The following is a 17,898-nucleotide window of genomic DNA, read 5'->3' on the forward strand; positions in this document are numbered from 1 at the left end:
ATTAATGTGTTATAATATTTTTAGCAAATAAGGAGGAAATATGTCTAAGTATAATTATATAAAATGGTTTAATGAAATTGGAAAAAATGATGTAGGAATTGTCGGTGGGAAGGGTGCAAATTTAGGTGAACTAACTAGTTTTGGATTACCTGTTCCTCCGGGATTTTGTGTTACTGCAACTGGATACACTAAGTTTATTAAGTACGCAGAACTTGATGAAGTTGTAAAACTTCTAATGGAAGCTGTTGATGTTGAAAATGTTGATGAACTTACTAATGCTTCAAAGGAAATTCAACAGAAAATAAAAGAAAAAGAATTTGATCCAGAACTTAAAGAAGAAATTTTAAATGCATACAGAGAATTTTCTGAAAGTATTGGAGTTAAAGATCCTGAAGTAGCAGTTAGATCATCAGCAACTGCAGAAGACTTGCCAGATGCATCCTTTGCGGGACAACAAGATACTTACCTGCACATTAGTGGCGAAGAGGAACTTTTAAAACACATAAGAGATTGTTTTGCATCACTTTGGACTTCAAGAGCTATTTATTATAGAGAAAAACAAAATTATGATCACTTTGATGTTGCTCTTTCAGTAGTTATTCAAAAAATGGTTAATTCTGAGAAATCCGGTGTAATGTTTACAGCAAATCCTATTAACAATAGCTCCGATGAAATGATGATTAACGCAAGCTATGGACTTGGTGAAGCTGTTGTATCTGGAATTGTAACTCCTGACGAATATATTATTGACAAGAAAACTAAAAAAATTATAGAAAAGAATATTTCTGAAAAAGAATACATGGTTATTAAAAATGAAAATGGAATTGGAACTAGAGTTGTAAATGTTAAAGATGTTTTAGGTGTTGATGCAATTAAAGCTGAGGCACTTTCTCCAAAGGAATTAGATACTTTAATCGAAAGAGGACTAAAAGTAGAGAAACTTTATGGTTCAGTTCAAGATACTGAATGGGGTTTTGATAGAGATACGAAAGAATTTTATTTCTTACAATCAAGACCTATCACAACTCTTGAAGATAAAGAAGAAGAGAAGGAAGAAAAACTAATTACTCTTGTTAAGGGACTTCCTGCTTCTCCGGGAATTGGCAGAGGTAAAGTAAAATTAATTAAAGACATTTCTGAAATCAACCTTGTTGAAGAAGGAGATGTTCTTGTAACAGCAATGACAAATCCTGACATGGTTCCTGCTATGAGAAAATGTGCTGGCGTTGTAACTGACGAAGGCGGAAGAACTTGCCACGCAGCCATAGTTTCTAGAGAATTACAAATACCATGTATAGTTGGAGCAAAAACTGCAACTAAAACTTTAAATACTGGCGAAATTGTAACAGTTGACGCAGTAAGAGGAATTGTATATGAAGGTGAAGTTCTAAAAGAAAAAGAAGAAAAGAAACATGAAGATACAGCAGGTGTATCTAGCATTGCAAATTTAGATGAGCTTAGAAATCTTTTCGCACCAACTACTGCGACTAAAATTTATATGAATCTTGGCGAACCAGAATTAATTGAAAAATATAAAAACTTACCAATGGATGGCATTGGTCTAATGAGAACGGAATTTATTTTTACAAATATGATTGGTGCTCATCCAATGTATTTAGTGAAGACTGGTCAAGGAAGCCTTATGGTAGATAAATTAGCTGAAGGAATTTCTAAAGTGGCACAAGCAATTTATCCAAAAAATTTAGTTGTAAGAACTAGCGACTTTAGAACTAATGAATTTAGAGGTCTTAAAGGTGGAGATGAAGTTGAGCCAATTGAAGCCAATCCAATGATTGGATGGAGAGGTGTTTCAAGATATATTTCTCCTGAATATGAAAAGGGATTTAGGTTAGAGTGCCAAGCAATTAAAAAAGTTAGAGAAGAATATGGACTAACAAATGTAATTGTAATGCTTCCCTTTGTTAGAACTCCTGAAGAACTCAAAACCGTTAAGGGAATAATGGCTGAAGAAGGACTTGTGCAATCTAAAAACTTTAAGATTTGGATTATGGCAGAAGTGCCAGCAGTAGTTCTACAAGCAGAAGAATTTGCAGAATTAGTTGACGGATTTTCCATTGGTTCAAACGACTTAACTCAACTTGTAATGGGTGCAGACAGAGACTCTGGAATCCTTAACAACATGGGTTATTTTGATGAAAGAAATGACGCAGTAAAAATTGCATTAAAGACAATTATTGATGCAGCAAACAAAAAGGGAATTACTTGTTCAATTTGTGGACAAGGACCTAGCCAATATCCAGAACTTGCAGAATTTTTAGTTGAATGTGGCATCACTTCCATCTCAGTAAATCCTGACACAGTTGAATACACAAGAAGACTTGTTGCAAGTGTTGAACAAAAGATTATTTTAAAGAAACTTAGACAAATATAAATTATAAATAAAAAGATCTCATGAATGAATTTAATCTCTAAAAGTTAGGTTTAAAAACCAACTTAAGAGATTAAATTCATTATGAGATCTTCTTTTTGCAAAAAAATTTGTGAAATTCATCAACAGATTTTAAAAAATTAAATTAATTTGTCGTAGTCCAAAAAATTTGAAACAAGAGATTTTGTGAATAAAAGTTTTACTAAATCAATTATACACAAATCATCTTTAAACTTTAAGGACTTGTCAATATTTATTTTTATACCATTGTTTAGAAAAATAAAATAATCTCTATCACTTCTTCTGGGAATTCCAATATATGTTTCAGAAGAAGGTAGACCGCTACCACAACATTGTTTAGATGTAATATAATCAATGGTTATTTCTTTTGCCCTTTTATCCTTTAAAAATTCAAAAGCATCTTCTGTAATTTTTATTTTCAAATTAATTATCCTTTTTTATGAGAGTTACAAAAAACTCACTTGGCTCTATTGCTTCAATGGTGATATAATTTTCACCATCGAATTTTAAAACCTTACCTGGTGTAAACTTTCTATCCTCATCGTCATTTAAAATAACTTTAATTTCACCTTTAACAATAGTTACAAGAACAGTAAATCCGGGGTGATTGTGCTTGTCAATAGTTTCACCAGAAGCCAAAACTTTCTTCACTAGAGTAAATTCGTTTTCGCTAAAAACTTTTCCCGGCATACTTCCCACATAACCAATCATTTAATTACCTCATTTCTTAAATTTATCTAAATCATGAAAACTTTCTAAGTTCAAATCACTATTACTAAGATCTTTATCTCTTGAGAAATTTTTTGCATCATCTAAATTCTTTTTGATGATTTGCTCTTCTTCTAAAGTACTTTCTTTTTCAACTTTAATTTCTTCACCACTTATGATGTGATTAATTAAATCTTCAGAAGATTCTAAATCTTCAATTTTGTATTGAGGCATCTCCTCTAAGAAAGTAGAAAGATTTATAGTTTCACTTTCGTAAAGCTTTCTAATGATTTCATCTATATTTTGTGAATTTTTACGGACAAGTTCCGATCTAATTTCGCTTAAAATATTTAATTTTTCCAAATTATATTTTTCAGAAAATTTTTTTAAATCTTCAAAGATAATGTCTGTAATAGTTGGGTTTAGTCTTGAACTATTAAGGGAAAAAGTAAGGGGTCCCCGTTCAATAGACTTATTTATGGACATCAATGATTTTGAAAAGATGTCAAATCTTTGGTAAATCATATTTCTTGAATTTGCTCTTTTCTCCAAAGCTTCATTTAGTTCAAAATCTTCTGTTGCAATAAGAACATAGTCGAATCCCATAAATTTAAAATCCTTTTCTAAAATATGTTCCTTTAATTTAATTTTGCCATTAGATTCATCAGATTTTTTAATTATATCTGTAGTAAAACTATCTGCAATCATATAAATTTCTGCTTCGGTATCTAATACAGATTTAAGTGCAGATAGAGCAAGGTAGCCTCCGCCTAAAATTAAAATCTTTTTTTCAAAAGTATCAATACTTACTGGAAGGAAACGCATAATATCACTCCTTTATAAAAAACTATTTACAAATATATGTAGTTCTTAGCTTAATTATACCAAATATAAAACTAAATTAAGCAAAATATTACATTATTTATAAATTTTCAATTCTAATTATGAAATTTTAACATTTTTAAAATTTAACAGTTTAATATATGTTATAATAAGGAAAACATGCTATATAAAAATGGAGGTTTTATAATGAAGTTTAAAAATTTAAGGAGAGTAGCTTCGATTGGGCTTGCAACTGTTATGCTTGTACCAAGTGCAACTTTTGCTAAAGAATTTAAAGATGTCAAAAAGAATAATAAATATTCTTGGGCTTACGACGCAATTGACATATTAAGTGATAAGAATGTTATTAATGGACATCCAGATGGTGAATTTAAACCTGGAGATTCAGTTTCTCTTGAAGAACTTTTACAACTAATAAAACAAGTATTAAATCCAAGTGATGAAGAATTAAAAACTGCACGTGACAAATATTCAAAAATTGCTAAAGAAAATGGAGTTAATTCTTGGGCGGAAGATGCAATATGTTTAGCACTTCATAGAGATTACTTAAATGAATCTGCACTAAAAAAAGCTTCTGAAAGAGGATTTTTTAAAATTAATCAAAGAGAATATCCTAGTAGGGGAGATATTGCAATTTTCTTTGCAAGAGCTCTAAACTTAAATGCCAAAGGAAATACTAATCTTTTAAAGCATAAAGATCAAAATAAAATGAGTGACACTTTAAAGGGTTATTTAGCTTCTCTTGTTGATGTAGGAATTTTTACAGCAACTGGTTCTGATGGAAATTTTGAAGGAGACAGACCTATTACTCGTGCTGAAACTGCAATAATTACTAAAGCATCCTTTGATTATGCATCAAAGAATACAATAAGTAATAAGACTGAAAAGAAAAAGGGAACTGTAATTCTTTCTTCAAAACTTAATAATGTCAATGTTATTATAATTGAAACAAATAATCAAAAGTTTTCCTTTGATATTGACAACAACACAAAATTTAAATTAAAGGATAAAGACATTAAATTAGAGGACATTAAAGCTGGTCAAGAGGTTGAAATTGAATATGTAAAGAGTAATAATAACGATAGAGAAGGTACAGCTAAATTAATCAATGTTACTAATGCGAAGCTTGATATGGTTGGATATGTAAATTCTAAGGGAACAAATGAAATTACTTTAAGATATAGAGATAATTCAGACACATTAAACTTTAGAACAACTTCAAAAATCTCAACTTCCGACACAAAGACTTTTACTCTTGATTCAAATGCAAAGATCAAAGCTTATGGAAAAGATTTAAAACTTGATGATATTAAAGTTGACGATTTAGTTGAATTTAAAACAAATAATGACAACAAGATAACTGAAATGACAATTTATCCTAAAGAAGCACAAGTAAGTGGAAAAATTACATCACTTAATACTTCAGACAAGGATAAATCTTCTCTAAAAATTAGACTAAAAGATAATAAGGATTATGAACTATATATTACCAATGAAACTAGAGATTTAGATAAAATTACATTAAATGACAATGTGGATCTTTATGTAAATTACAAAGTTGTAATGGGACTTTCTTCAAATTATAGGGATGGAGATATCTCAGGAGAAGTTGTCGCTTTTAGTGGAGATGAATCTTCTTTTACAAATAGAAGATATAATCGCTATATAGGCATTAAAGATAAATATGGTTACACGAAAAATTATTATTTAGCTGACAGATTTGAAATTAAATCTTATAATGGAGCTAAACAAAATCAAATAACAGAAAATTATCTTAGAGGAAAGAATGTAATTTTAACATTAAATAATTATGGCGAAGTTGAAACTATTACTATAATAGATTCAAGTCTTCAGTTTAGTGGAATGTTCCAAGTAGTTAGCAATGAAAGAATTGGTAGAAGTTTTAATATTTATAAAATAGGACTTCGAGTTATTCAATCAGACAATGATAATTTAAAGCCTGGAAAGACACTTTATTTCCAAACTAGCCAAAATTTGGAACTATACGACGTTCTATCTTTTGATGGTTATTTAAATTATGATGGAGAAATAATTTCAGATTCAAATAATAAATTTCTTGGAAATCCTAGAGAATATTTAAATACTGCAAATAGGACTACAAGAAAAAGCGATTTTGAAGACTACAGATTTTTCTTAAATAATAATCGCTATTATGACAATAAAAACAATGAAAGATTATCAAATCTTAATAAATTTTATTAATGCTTTTCAAAATAGAAACCCATGTGGTTTCTATTTTTTTACATAAAATTATGTTATAATTTACTTCGGAGTGATTAAATGAAGAAAAAAATTATAATAATAAATTTAGTTTTATTACTTTTATTTGCACCGGCAAGTCTTTTTGCAAAAACTTTTACAGATGTTAGTAAAAATGGAAATTCTGCTTGGGCATATAAATATGTAGATGAATTATCAAATAAAAATATTTTAAAGGGTTATGATGATGGAAGTTTCAAGCCAAATAATCCCGTTAGTTTTTTAGAAATAATGCAAATTTTAAAAACTGTATTAAATCCAAAGGAAGAGGAAATGAAATTAGCGAGAGAGGCTAATTTGGAATTTGTAAATTCCATGGGTATCATTGACTGGGCAAAGGATGCTCTTTGTTATAATTTATATCACGGTACGGTGTCTAAAAAGACAATTGAAGCTGCTCGTGAAAGAGGATTTTTAGAAAACAAAGTTTATCCAAATAGAAATACAATTGCAGTTTATTTTGCAAGAGCATTTAGAATTGAGAAAAACAAGGATTTATCAATTTTAAAGTTTAGGGATATTGATAAAATCAATGCTGAAACGTTAGAATATTTGCCAAATCTTGTTAAATTAAATATTTTTACTAGCTCTGGTTCTGATGGGAAATTCAATGGGAATTTTGCAATAAGGAGAAGTGAAATTGCTGTAATTACTTCAAGGGGATTAAACTATGTTGAAGCTAATAAAGATAAAATTAATAATCAAAATAATAATATAGATGGCGAAGATCTTTTAATAAAAAATAATGATAATATTTCTGAAAAAAACCTAGATAATGAAATAAACAAGGCTGAAAACAATAATTCAATTTTAGGGACTTTTACTGAAGAAGAAAACACAGAAGAATTAAAACCGGCAGAGGCAGGTATAATTGTAAATTTTAAAGGTAAAGTTACTGAAGTAATTGATGGAGGAAATGTCAAATACATTAGAATTAAACTTGGGGAAACTGATTCAAATAAATTTATGCCAGGAAATATTATTACTGTTAATACCTTTAGAAATCATAAAATCGATGACAATGTTGAAGGTAGCGGAATTTTGGGCGAAAATAGTTTAACAAATATAAAATTAAAATAATTATTAAGGGCTGTTTAATGACGGCCCTTTCAAATTGGAGGAAAATTGAAATTTCTAAGTAGAATGGAGAGAATGCTCTCATCTGAGGACATTAAAAAAATAAATTCAAGATCTGTATTAGTCTTTGGATTAGGCGGCGTTGGTGGTTCATGTGTTGAAGCACTTATAAGGTCTGGAGTTGAAAAAGTTGGCATAGTTGATGGTGATGAATACGAGATTACAAATTTAAATAGACAAATCTTTGCTACTATGAAGACTATTGGTATTAGAAAAGTAGATGCTTGTGAAGAAAGAATGTTGGAAATAAATCCTAAATTAAAAATCAAAAAATATGATATTTTCGTTACAGAAGAAAACATATGTGGAATTGATTTTGAAAATTATGATTATGTCGTAGATGCAATTGATACAATTACATCAAAACTTTTAATAATAAGGGCTGCATATGAAAAAAACATCAAGATAATTTCTGCTATGGGTGCTGGGAATCGTCTTGATCCGACAAAGTTTGAAGTTGTAGACATCGAAAAGACCAAAAACGATCCTGTTGCAAGGATTATAAGGAAAAAATTGAAAGAAATGAATATAAAAAAATTAAAGGTAGTTTGTTCAAAAGAGATCCCAATAAAAACTCATGACAGGACTCCTGGTTCAATTTCTTTTGTGCCACCTGTTTGCGGCATGGTTTTGGCATCTTATGTGATTTCTGATATTTTAAAAAGTTGAAATGATGGCGAAAAAAACATATAATAATTAGCAGTAAGGAGAAGTCATGGATATAAATACATTAAATGATAAACAAAGAGAAGCACTTTTAGCTACGGAAGGTCCTCTATTAATATTAGCAGGAGCGGGATCTGGAAAGACGAAAGTTGTAACTTCAAAAATTGCATATCTAATAGAAGAATTAAATGTTCCTTCATGGAAGATTTTGGCAATAACTTTCACTAATAAAGCAGCAAAAGAAATGCAAGATAGAGTTCGCAAGTTAATAGATAGAGACATCTCCTCAATGTGGATAGGTACTTTTCATTCAATTTGTGTGAGAATTTTAAGAAAAAACATTGAAAGAATTGGATATAATTCAAATTTTACTATTTATGATAGAGATGATCAAGTAACTGTTGTAAAGGAAGCTATTGCAGAACTTGATCTTGATAAAGATATGTATAAGCCAAGATCTATTGTAAATGATATTTCCAATATAAAAAGTGAAGCAATCTCACCAATTGAATACATTGAGTTAAACGATGATAATTTTTTCAAAAAAAATCTTGGAAAAATTTACGATCTATATGAAAAAAAACTTAAAAAAAACAATGCCTTGGACTTTGACGATTTATTAATAAAAACTGTGGATATTTTAAATACAGAAGATGATGTTAGAGATTTTTATAAAAAAAAGTTTGAATATATTTTTGTAGATGAGTATCAAGATACAAATAAAATTCAGTACAATCTTATAAGATTAATTGCAGGTAAAAATCCAAATTTAACAGTAGTTGGCGACAATGATCAATCCATTTATAAGTGGAGAGGGGCAGACATAAACAATATTTTAAACTTTCACAAAGACTTTCCTGGTGCAAAAATTGTAAAACTTGAGCAAAATTATCGCTCAACTCAAAAAATATTAGATGTTGCAAATAAAGTCATTGAAAACAATGCTACTAGAATAGAGAAAAATCTTTGGACTTCGAGAGATGAGGGTAAAGATGTAATTTATCGTGAATTTCCACATTCAAATGAAGAAGAATATGGTGTTGTAAATAAAATTATTTCACTTAATTACAAGGGCGAAGACTTTAAAGATATGGCGATTCTTTATAGGACTAATGCACAGTCAAGAGGATTTGAAGAAGCCCTTGTGAAAGAGAGAATACCCTATAAAATTGTGGGAGGACTAAAGTTTTACGATAGAATGGAAGTAAAGGACGTCCTTGCTTATCTTCGAATACTTAATAATACCAATGACAATGTAAGTCTTGCACGAATTATAAATAGACCAAAAAGGGGAATTGGAGACACATCTTTATCCGATTTGCTAGACTATGCAGATAATAACGCTCTTTCACTATATGATGTGGTTACAAATATTGACAAGTTTGAAGATCTTAATATTAGAGCAAGAAAAAACATCAAAGAATTCGGAAGCATTCTTAAAATTCTAAAGGATAGAGCGGAAAATCTTTCTATTGGAAAACTTTTTGAAGATGTTTTATATGAAAGTGGATATGCTCTTGATTTAAAGAACCAAAACACAATAGAAGCAAAGACTAGGCTTGAAAATATTGAAGAGCTTCACTCAAATATTATGGAATACGACAGAGAGGGAGTTGAACTTTCAGAGTATTTAAATGCTCTTTCACTTTTATCTGATGTGGATAAAACTTCTGAAGATAGAGGAGTGAATTTAATGACAATGCACGCTGCTAAAGGGCTTGAATTTGATACTGTGTTTTTAGTTGGACTTGAAGAAGGGCTCTTTCCAACTAGCAGATCTCTTGAAAACGAAGAAGAAATTGAAGAAGAGAGAAGGCTTTGTTATGTAGGTGTAACTCGTGCTCGCAATAATTTATTTATTTCATCTTCAAGGACTCGTTCCATGTATGGAAAATTAACTCCTGCAAAGAGAAGTAGATTTATTGAAGAAATGGGCGACAAAATAGAAATCATCGAAGACAAGAGTAGGGAACTACTAGAAGTAAAAGATTACAATCAAGGTACTTCTATTACTAGACCTAAAAAATTCTTTGGTATTGAAAAGAAAGTTGAAACTACAAAAAAATCTGATGATAAAAATATAAATATTGGAGATAAAGTAAAGCACAAAATTTTTGGAAATGGAATGGTAGTTCAAAAGAAGGAAAAAAATGGTGATTATGAAGTTGTGATTTCCTTTGATAAAAAGGGCTTAAAGAGACTTATGCTCTCAGTTGCTCCTATAAAATTAATTGATTAGTTGGTGAAATATGATTGATAAAATAAAAGAAATGGATGATTTAATTTCGCAAATAGACAAATTAAACTATCATTATTACACATTGGATGATCCACTTCTTTCAGATGCTGAATACGATAAAATTTATGATAAACTTGTAAACCTTGAGAATGAAACGGGAACAGTTTTATCCTATTCTCCAACTACAAGGGTTGGCGGATCGATTTTAGATAAATTTGCCAAGCACACACATCTAGGAAGACTATACTCAATGGATAAAGCACAGGGAGATGATGCTCTTCTTACTTGGTACAATCGAATTGAAAAATTTGTAAAAGATTATAATTTAGTAAATATTAATAAACTTCCTGAACCAGAATTTATTGTAGAATTAAAATTTGATGGACTTACAATTAATCTAACTTATGAAAATAAAAATCTAGTAATGGCATCGACTAGAGGCAATGGAATTATAGGTGAAGAAATCTTGGAACAAGTGAAGACAATATATTCCGTTCCACTTCGTATAAATTATGCTGGTAAAATTGAAGTTCAAGGTGAAGGTTTGATGCCACTATCTGAACTTCAAAAGTATAACGAAAAATTTGATGATAAATTAAAAAATGCAAGAAATGCAGCAGCGGGTGCTCTTAGGAATTTAGATCCAAAAGTTACAAAAAAGAGAAATTTAACAGCTTTTTTCTACAATGTTGGATACATTGAAGAAGAGTTGTTTAACTCAGATGACGATATAAAAGAGTTTTTAAGAGAGAATAATTTTAAAGTTTCAAAATATAATTTTAAGGTAAAAAAATTTCAAGAAATAATAGATAAGATTCGTGAAATAGGAGATAATAGAGATAAGCTTGATATATTAATTGACGGAGTTACTATTAAAGTAAATGATATTACAACGAGAAAAGCTCTTGGCTACACAAATAAATTCCCACGTTGGGCAATTGCCTATAAGTTTGAAGCAGAGGAAATATCGACAACACTATTAGATGTTGTCTGGAATGTGGGTAGGACTGCAAAGGTAACGCCATCTGCAATACTTGAGCCAGTGGACATCGGAGGAGTTACGGTTCAAAGGGCAACACTTAATAATTACGATGACATACTTAGAAAAAAAGTTAAAATAGGTTCAAGAGTTTTAATAAGGAGATCTAATGACGTAATTCCAGAAATACTTGGAACTTTACCTAGTGACAATGAAACTCGTGAAATTGAAAGACCAAAGACTTGCCCCTATTGCGGTTCACATTTGTATCAAGATGGAGTCCACATATTTTGCCCCAACACATTATCTTGCGTGCCTCAACTTGTGTCAAGGCTTACGCATTTTGCATCGAGAGATGCCATGGACATCGAGGGTTTTAGTGAAAAGACAATTGAAAAATTAATGAAGGCAGTGAATTTAAAAGAAATTCCTGATATTTACAAATTAAAGTATGATGACATAATAAAAATTGAGGGTTTTAAGGAAAAAAGGACAAAAAATCTTTTAAGGGCAATTGAGGATTCTAAGAGCCCACATCTTTCAAATTTTATTTATGCACTTGGAATTCCAAATGTTGGAATAAAAACTGCTAGAGATCTTGCAAAACACTTTAAAGATTTTGATAAATTAAAAGACTCTAAGGAAGAAGAATTAATTTCAATTGGCGATATTGGAAGTATAACTGCTGAGGAAATTGTGGATTTTTTTAATGATGATAGAATAGTAAGGGCAGTGGATGAACTTTTTGAACTTGGAGTTTCTCCAAAGTTTGAAGATGAAGATGATGCTCCAAAACCACTTCTTGATAAGACAATTGTAATAACAGGTACATTGGATTTGCCACGCAAGGAATTGGAAGAAAAACTAATTTCTTTTGGAGCTAAGGTAACGGGCTCTGTTAGCAAAAAAACAGATTATGTAATTGCTGGCGAAAATCCAGGGTCAAAATACGATAAGGCAAAGTCCTTAAATATAAAAATTTTAAGTTTAGAAGAACTTGAAAAATTAGTAGGAGGGTTAAATGAATAAAGAAGATATAAGGCATATTGCAAATATTGCTCAAATTGATTTTTCTGACGAAGAGTTAGATAAATTTGCACCAACCTTTGATGAGAACATTGAACTTGTAAATAAAATTAAAGAAATCGACACAGAAGGTGTTGAAAAAGTTTTTCAAGTTAATGGTACAGAAAACAATATTCGTGAAGATAAAACTGGAGAGTCTCTTTCACAAGAAGAGGCACTTGAAAATGCCGCTACTACAAAATACGGTTATTTTAAGCTTATTAAATTTGTGGATTAGGAGGGACTCATGACTTTTAGTAATTTAAGAGCCTGGGAGATAGCCCAAGGATATAGAAATAAAGATTTTTCTTGTGAAGAAGTTACAAGAGAATTTTTAGATAATATTGATAAAAAAGACAAGAATATTAACGCATATATTACTGTTACAGAAGAAATGGCAATGAAAAAAGCAAGGGAAGTTGACGAAAAATTCCACAACAGAGAAGAAATGTCCCTTCTTGCAGGAGTGCCAATTTCAGTAAAAGATAATATTTCAGTAAAAAATATCAAGATGACTTGTGCATCAAGGATGCTAGAAAATTATATTGCTCCTTACGATGCGACTTTAGTAAAAAAAATAAAAGATAATGATGGAGTAATTCTTGGCAAAGTAAATCTTGATGAATTTGCCATGGGTGCTTCAACAAAAACTTCTTATTTTGGAGTTACAAAAAACCCCCTTGACTTAACAAGAGTTTCCGGAGGTTCATCAGGTGGTTCTGCTGCATCAGTTAGTGCAAATATGGCTGTAATTTCCATTGGTTCAGATACAGGTGGATCAGTTAGACAACCTTCAAGTTTTTGTAAAACTGTAGGAATGAAACCAACTTATGGTTCTATTTCAAGATTTGGCATGGCGTCAATGGCAAATACTTTTGACCAACCAGGTGTAATTGCAAAGGATGTTAGAGATCTTACGATTATGTTTAACGTAATCGAAGGACGTGACGAAAGAGATGCAACTTCTGTTGGAAATCCAGGGCTTAAATTTGACTTTGACTTTTCTGATGATGCGATAAAAAATTTAGAAGGTAAAAAGTTCGCAATTCCAAAGACTTATTTAGAAATGGATTTAAATAAAAGAGTAAGGGGAGAACTCGACAAAGCAATTGAAATTCTAAAAGAAAATGGTGCAATAGTTGAAGCTTATGACATCAACTCACTTAATTACACAATTGAAACTTATAATATTTTGGTAAATGGTGAAATTGCATCTAACCTTGCTCGTTTTGATTCTATTCGCTATGGCCACAGAACTGACAAAAAATTTGACACAGTCGAAGAAATGTATCGTGCATCAAGAAGTGAAGGTTTTGGAGAAGAAGTTAAGAGAAGAATAATGATTGGAACTCACATTCTTTCAATGGAAAATGCCGACGAATTTTATTACAAGGCATTAAAGGTTAGAGGACTTATAAAAAGAGATATGGATAGAATGTTTAAAGATTATGACTTTATGATTTGTCCAACATTCCCAGTTTTACCATTTAAAATTGACGACGAGATGAGTCCAATTGAAATGTACCAAGCAGATTTGTTTACAATCCCTGCAAATATGGTAGGCTCACCATCAATTTCACTTCCAATGCCAGCGGCAGAAGATGGACTTTCTGTTGGCATTGAATTTACTGCAAGGAGATTTAAAGATAAGGATTTGCTTCAAGCATCACTTGCTTTTGAAAGGAGTTTAAATAAATGAAATATAAAACAATTGTAGGTTTGGAAATTCACGTTGAACTTTCCACAGAAACAAAGGCTTTTTGTTCATGTAAGAACTCCTTTGGAGATGAACCGAATACAAATGTATGTCCAGTATGTTTAGCACTTCCAGGTGGTATGCCAGTTTTAAATAGAAATGTTGTAAATTATACAATAATGGCTGGAACTGCATTTAATTGTAAAATAAATAATAAATCAAAATTTGATAGAAAAAATTATTTTTATCCCGATTTAACTAAGGGTTTTCAAATAACGCAAAATGACAATCCAATTTGCACAGATGGTTATCTTGAAATCGAAACTGATGAAGGAAATAAAAAAATTGGCCTTTTTCAAATTCAAATGGAAGAAGACACTGCAAAAAGTCTTCACACAGAGGAAAATGAAACACTAATGGACTACAATAGATGTGGTGTTCCATTAATTGAAATTGTTACTAAACCTGATATTTCAAGTGGCAAAGAAGCTCGTATATTTCTTGAAAAATTAAAATCAACATTAAGGTTTTTAAATATTTCTGATTGTAAAATGGAAGAGGGTTCTCTTAGATGTGATGTCAATGTCAATGTCAAGGATATGGAAACAGGAAAAAAGACTGCTATAACTGAAGTAAAAAATCTTAACTCTTTTAGAGGAGTTGAAAAGGCAATTGACTTTGAAGTAGAAAGACATATTAAACTTCTTGAAAATCACGAAGATGAAATTAGAACTACAAGAAGATGGGACGATGCGAAAAACGAAACTGTTTTAATGAGAGTTAAATATACAGCTAGTGATTATAGATTTGCACCTGAAGGGGATCTTCCTATAGTTCATATCACTGATGAAGAGATAAAAGAAATTGTCGACAAAATGCCTGAACTTCCAGCACAAATGATTGAAAGATTTGTAAAGGATTACGGCATTACAAAAGAAGATGCAATAGTTCTTGCATCATCAAGAGAGCTTGCCAAGTTTTTTGAAGATATAGCAGCTGACTTTAAAGACTACACACTTCTTTCAAACTGGATTCAAACAGAAATTTTAAGAAGAGTAGAAATTTCTGATGATGTAGAATTTAAACTTCCCTTTGCTAATAAAGAATTTATTGAACTTTTAAATTCAATTAAAAATGAAAAAATTAGCAATAATGCCGGCAAAAAAGTTTTACGTGAAATGTTTGAGACAGGAGAGGGTGCAAAGGAAATTATTGAAAGGCTTGGTCTTGTTCAAATGACAGATGTATCTGCAATAGAAGAAATTGTAGATGAAGTTCTAAATGAAAACGAACAATCAATTATTGATTTCAAAGAAGGAAAGGACAGAGCTTTAGGATTTTTAGTTGGACAAGTAATGAAAAAATCAAGAGGTAAGGCAAATCCAAAAATCGCAAATGAAATGCTTGTAAAAAAATTAAGAGAAAGATAATTTAAGGTGTCGGAGATGACACCTTTTTTTATTTGCAATTTAAAACTAAATTAAAAATAAATATTTTACAAATTTATTAGAAGTATTGATATAATTAGGTCATCTAAAAGACAAATTTTTATTATTATAGACTTAACAAAGTTGTCATTAAATATTCACAAATTTTTACTATAATAAAGCGGGTGATTAAATGTTTAAGATTTTAGTTGTAGATGATGAAAAAAGCATAAGAGAAGTTATTAGAACTTATGCAGAATTTGAAGGTCATGAAGTCGTTGAAGCCTCAGATGGACTTGAAGCAATAGATAAAGTACGTGAAGAAAATTTTGATGTAATAGTAATGGATATTATGATGCCAAAGCTTGACGGGTTTTCTTCTTACAAAGAGATAAAAAAAATAAAGGACATTCCAGTTCTAATGCTTTCTGCCAGAGGTGAAGAATATGATAAACTATTTGGTTTTGAAATTGGAATTGACGATTATGTTACAAAACCTTTTTCTCCAAAGGAACTTATGGCTAGATTGAATGTAATTGTAAATAGAAATAATAAAATTGAAGAAAATAATACTATGGAGTTTGAAGGTTTAAAAATTGATTTAGATGGAAGAGTTGTTTTTGTTGACGATGAAATTGTTGATTTAACACCTAAAGAGTACGATCTTTTAGTTTACATGGTAAAAAATAAAAACATTGCTTTATCTAGGGACAAACTTTTAAATCAAGTTTGGGGCTACGATTTTTATGGAGAAGACAGGACAGTTGACACTCACATAAAAATGTTGAGAAATTCAATAAAAAAATACAGAAAGTTTATTATTACTGTAAGAGGAGTTGGATATAAATTTGATACAAGAAATTAAAGAGATAAGGAGAGTTAAAATCGACAAAAATAGCATTCTATTTAAGTTATGGAAATATTTTGTCTTTTTTGCTGGACTAATTTTAATTTCTATTTGGCTTTTTCAAACAGTTTTCTTGTCGAGCTTTTACGAAACAATGAAAATCCGTGAAGTTACAAAAGTTGGCAACGAACTTAGAAGCGACTACGATTCTAAGGACTTTGAAACTAAACTATCTAATTATGCAAATACAAAGGGATTAGAGATAAAAGTATTAGATGAAAATGGTGCTTGGGTTTACCCCTTGAGATTATTTGATGAATTTATAGAAAGACCTAGGATGATTTGGGAAAATTTCGATAAGTTTTTTGGATCCCTTAAAAGAGATAATAGGACTTATAAAATTTATACAGTTAGGTATGAAAATTTAAAGGATCCTTCAATTATTTATGCAGGTTATCTTGGAAATACAGATGGAGAAGATTATTATCTTTATATAAATTCCGTGTTAAAACCAGTTGATGCAACAGTTGATGTTATAAGAAGGATTTTAATTATTATATCTTTTTTGGCTCTTATTTTTGCGTCTATTACTGCATACTTTGTTTCAAAAAGACTTTCAGGACCTCTTGTAAGGATGTCAAATACGGCAAAGGAACTCGCTAAAGGTGATTACAAAGTTCAGTTTAGAAAGGGCGAATACACAGAAATCGATGATCTTTCTAATACTCTTAACTATGCAAAAGATGAATTAACAAAGACAATTGAAATGAGGAAGGATTTAGTGGCAAATGTAAGTCATGATTTAAAAACTCCCCTTACTGTTATAAAATCCTATGGCGAGATGATCAGGGATATCTCTGGTTCAAATGAAGCCTTAAGAAATAAACATTTAGAAACAATAATTAGTGAAGCGGATAATTTAACTGCTTTAGTAAATGATTTATTAGATTTATCAAAAATTGAATCCAATCTTGAAGAAATAAAAAAAGAAGAGTTTTGCCTTGAAGATTCAGTATACGAGGTTCTTGACAGATTTAAAGTTAACAAAAATTATTCTGATTATAAATTTGAAATTGATTCAAGTGGAGATACAAGGATTTTAGGCGATAGATCAAAGATAAATCAAGTTATCTATAATTTAATCAATAACGCAATAAATTATTCTCCAGTGAACAAGGATATAAAACTAGTGATTAAGGGCGACAAAAATAAAACTGAATTTCACTGCATTGATAAAGGAATTGGCATTAAAGAAGAAGATATCAATGGGATTTGGGACAGATTTTATAGAGTTAGAAATAATCACACTAGGCCAGAAATTGGAACAGGTCTTGGTCTATATATTGTAAAGACTATTATGGAACTTCACGGATACGAGTATGGCGTTCATTCAAAAATAAATGAAGGTTCAGACTTTTATTTTATTGGAAATAAGTAATTAGAAAATTTAATAAAATTTTGAAATCGGCTAGAAATAGTCGATTTTTTTGTGCCATTTTAATAAAAATAGTTATTTTTGTTCAATTTAAGTTTTTAGTTAGGAGGAAAAATAATGCCATTAGTCCCATATTAAAAAAAGAAATTAAAATACTAGAAAATAG

14 protein-coding genes are annotated in these 17,898 nt (G+C 30.3%); 11 read left to right on the plus strand and 3 right to left on the minus strand.

What is annotated here, in order from left to right; genetic code table 11:
• Positions 1–40 precede the first annotated feature (40 nt).
• Positions 41–2,392, plus strand: coding sequence for a phosphoenolpyruvate synthase (gene ppsA / locus BIV18_RS00115; protein ID WP_075658549.1), 2,352 nt, complete (start codon positions 41–43; stop codon positions 2,390–2,392).
• 137 nt (positions 2,393–2,529) lie between these two features.
• On the opposite strand, the gene BIV18_RS00120 is transcribed toward ppsA, so the two are convergent.
• The 3 genes from BIV18_RS00120 to BIV18_RS00130 are packed head-to-tail and all read right to left on the minus strand — an operon-like array spanning position 2,530 to position 3,943.
• Positions 2,530–2,832, minus strand: coding sequence for a CC/Se motif containing family (locus BIV18_RS00120; protein WP_211660197.1), 303 nt, complete (start codon positions 2,830–2,832; stop codon positions 2,530–2,532).
• 1 nt (position 2,833) lies between these two features.
• Positions 2,834–3,121: a DUF1637 domain-containing protein gene (locus tag BIV18_RS00125; RefSeq protein WP_075658553.1), complete on the minus strand. Its 288-nt coding sequence runs from the start codon at positions 3,119–3,121 to the stop codon at positions 2,834–2,836.
• Positions 3,122–3,130: 9 nt separating this feature from the next.
• Entirely contained in the window at positions 3,131–3,943 is an 813-nt protein-coding gene (locus BIV18_RS00130; RefSeq protein ID WP_075658555.1) for a precorrin-2 dehydrogenase/sirohydrochlorin ferrochelatase family protein, read from the minus strand.
• Positions 3,944–4,147: 204 nt separating this feature from the next.
• Here BIV18_RS00130 and BIV18_RS00135 point away from each other — a divergent pair, with 204 nt between their 5' ends.
• The 10 genes from BIV18_RS00135 to BIV18_RS00180 all read left to right on the plus strand — a co-directional run bounded on the left by BIV18_RS00135 (position 4,148) and on the right by BIV18_RS00180 (position 17,735).
• Positions 4,148–6,184, plus strand: coding sequence for an S-layer homology domain-containing protein (locus BIV18_RS00135; protein WP_075658557.1), 2,037 nt, complete (start codon positions 4,148–4,150; stop codon positions 6,182–6,184).
• Between the two features lie 78 nt (positions 6,185–6,262).
• Complete coding sequence (locus BIV18_RS00140; RefSeq protein WP_075658559.1) at positions 6,263–7,321, plus strand: S-layer homology domain-containing protein; 1,059 nt, start codon at positions 6,263–6,265, stop codon at positions 7,319–7,321.
• A 45-nt stretch (positions 7,322–7,366) separates the two neighbouring features.
• Positions 7,367–8,047: a tRNA threonylcarbamoyladenosine dehydratase gene (locus BIV18_RS00145; protein ID WP_169968656.1), complete on the plus strand. Its 681-nt coding sequence runs from the start codon at positions 7,367–7,369 to the stop codon at positions 8,045–8,047.
• Between the two features lie 46 nt (positions 8,048–8,093).
• Positions 8,094–10,283, plus strand: a complete 2,190-nt coding sequence (locus BIV18_RS00150) for an ATP-dependent helicase (RefSeq protein WP_075658561.1) — start codon at positions 8,094–8,096, stop codon at positions 10,281–10,283.
• A gap of 10 nt (positions 10,284–10,293) precedes the next feature.
• Entirely contained in the window at positions 10,294–12,291 is a 1,998-nt protein-coding gene (ligA, locus tag BIV18_RS00155; protein WP_075658563.1) for an NAD-dependent DNA ligase LigA, read from the plus strand.
• On the plus strand, positions 12,284–12,565 hold the full coding sequence (gene gatC, locus BIV18_RS00160; protein WP_075658565.1) for an Asp-tRNA(Asn)/Glu-tRNA(Gln) amidotransferase subunit GatC: 282 nt from the start codon (positions 12,284–12,286) through the stop codon (positions 12,563–12,565). The genes ligA and gatC overlap by 8 nt, the downstream gene beginning before the upstream one ends.
• A 9-nt stretch (positions 12,566–12,574) precedes the next feature.
• Positions 12,575–14,026, plus strand: a complete 1,452-nt coding sequence (gatA, locus tag BIV18_RS00165) for an Asp-tRNA(Asn)/Glu-tRNA(Gln) amidotransferase subunit GatA (protein ID WP_075658567.1) — start codon at positions 12,575–12,577, stop codon at positions 14,024–14,026.
• Positions 14,023–15,453, plus strand: a complete 1,431-nt coding sequence (gene gatB / locus BIV18_RS00170) for an Asp-tRNA(Asn)/Glu-tRNA(Gln) amidotransferase subunit GatB (protein ID WP_075658569.1) — start codon at positions 14,023–14,025, stop codon at positions 15,451–15,453. The genes gatA and gatB overlap by 4 nt, the downstream gene beginning before the upstream one ends.
• Positions 15,454–15,643: 190 nt before the next feature.
• Positions 15,644–16,315: a response regulator transcription factor gene (locus BIV18_RS00175; protein WP_075658571.1), complete on the plus strand. Its 672-nt coding sequence runs from the start codon at positions 15,644–15,646 to the stop codon at positions 16,313–16,315.
• A complete protein-coding gene (locus BIV18_RS00180; RefSeq protein WP_075660346.1) occupies positions 16,299–17,735 on the plus strand; it encodes a sensor histidine kinase in 1,437 nt (478 codons plus the stop codon). Before BIV18_RS00175 ends, BIV18_RS00180 begins: the two co-directional genes overlap by 17 nt.
• Positions 17,736–17,898 lie beyond the last annotated feature (163 nt).

It is taken from the genome of Peptoniphilus grossensis, from assembly GCF_001940285.1.
Taxonomy (GTDB): Bacteria; Bacillota; Clostridia; order Tissierellales; family Peptoniphilaceae; genus Peptoniphilus_A; species Peptoniphilus_A faecalis.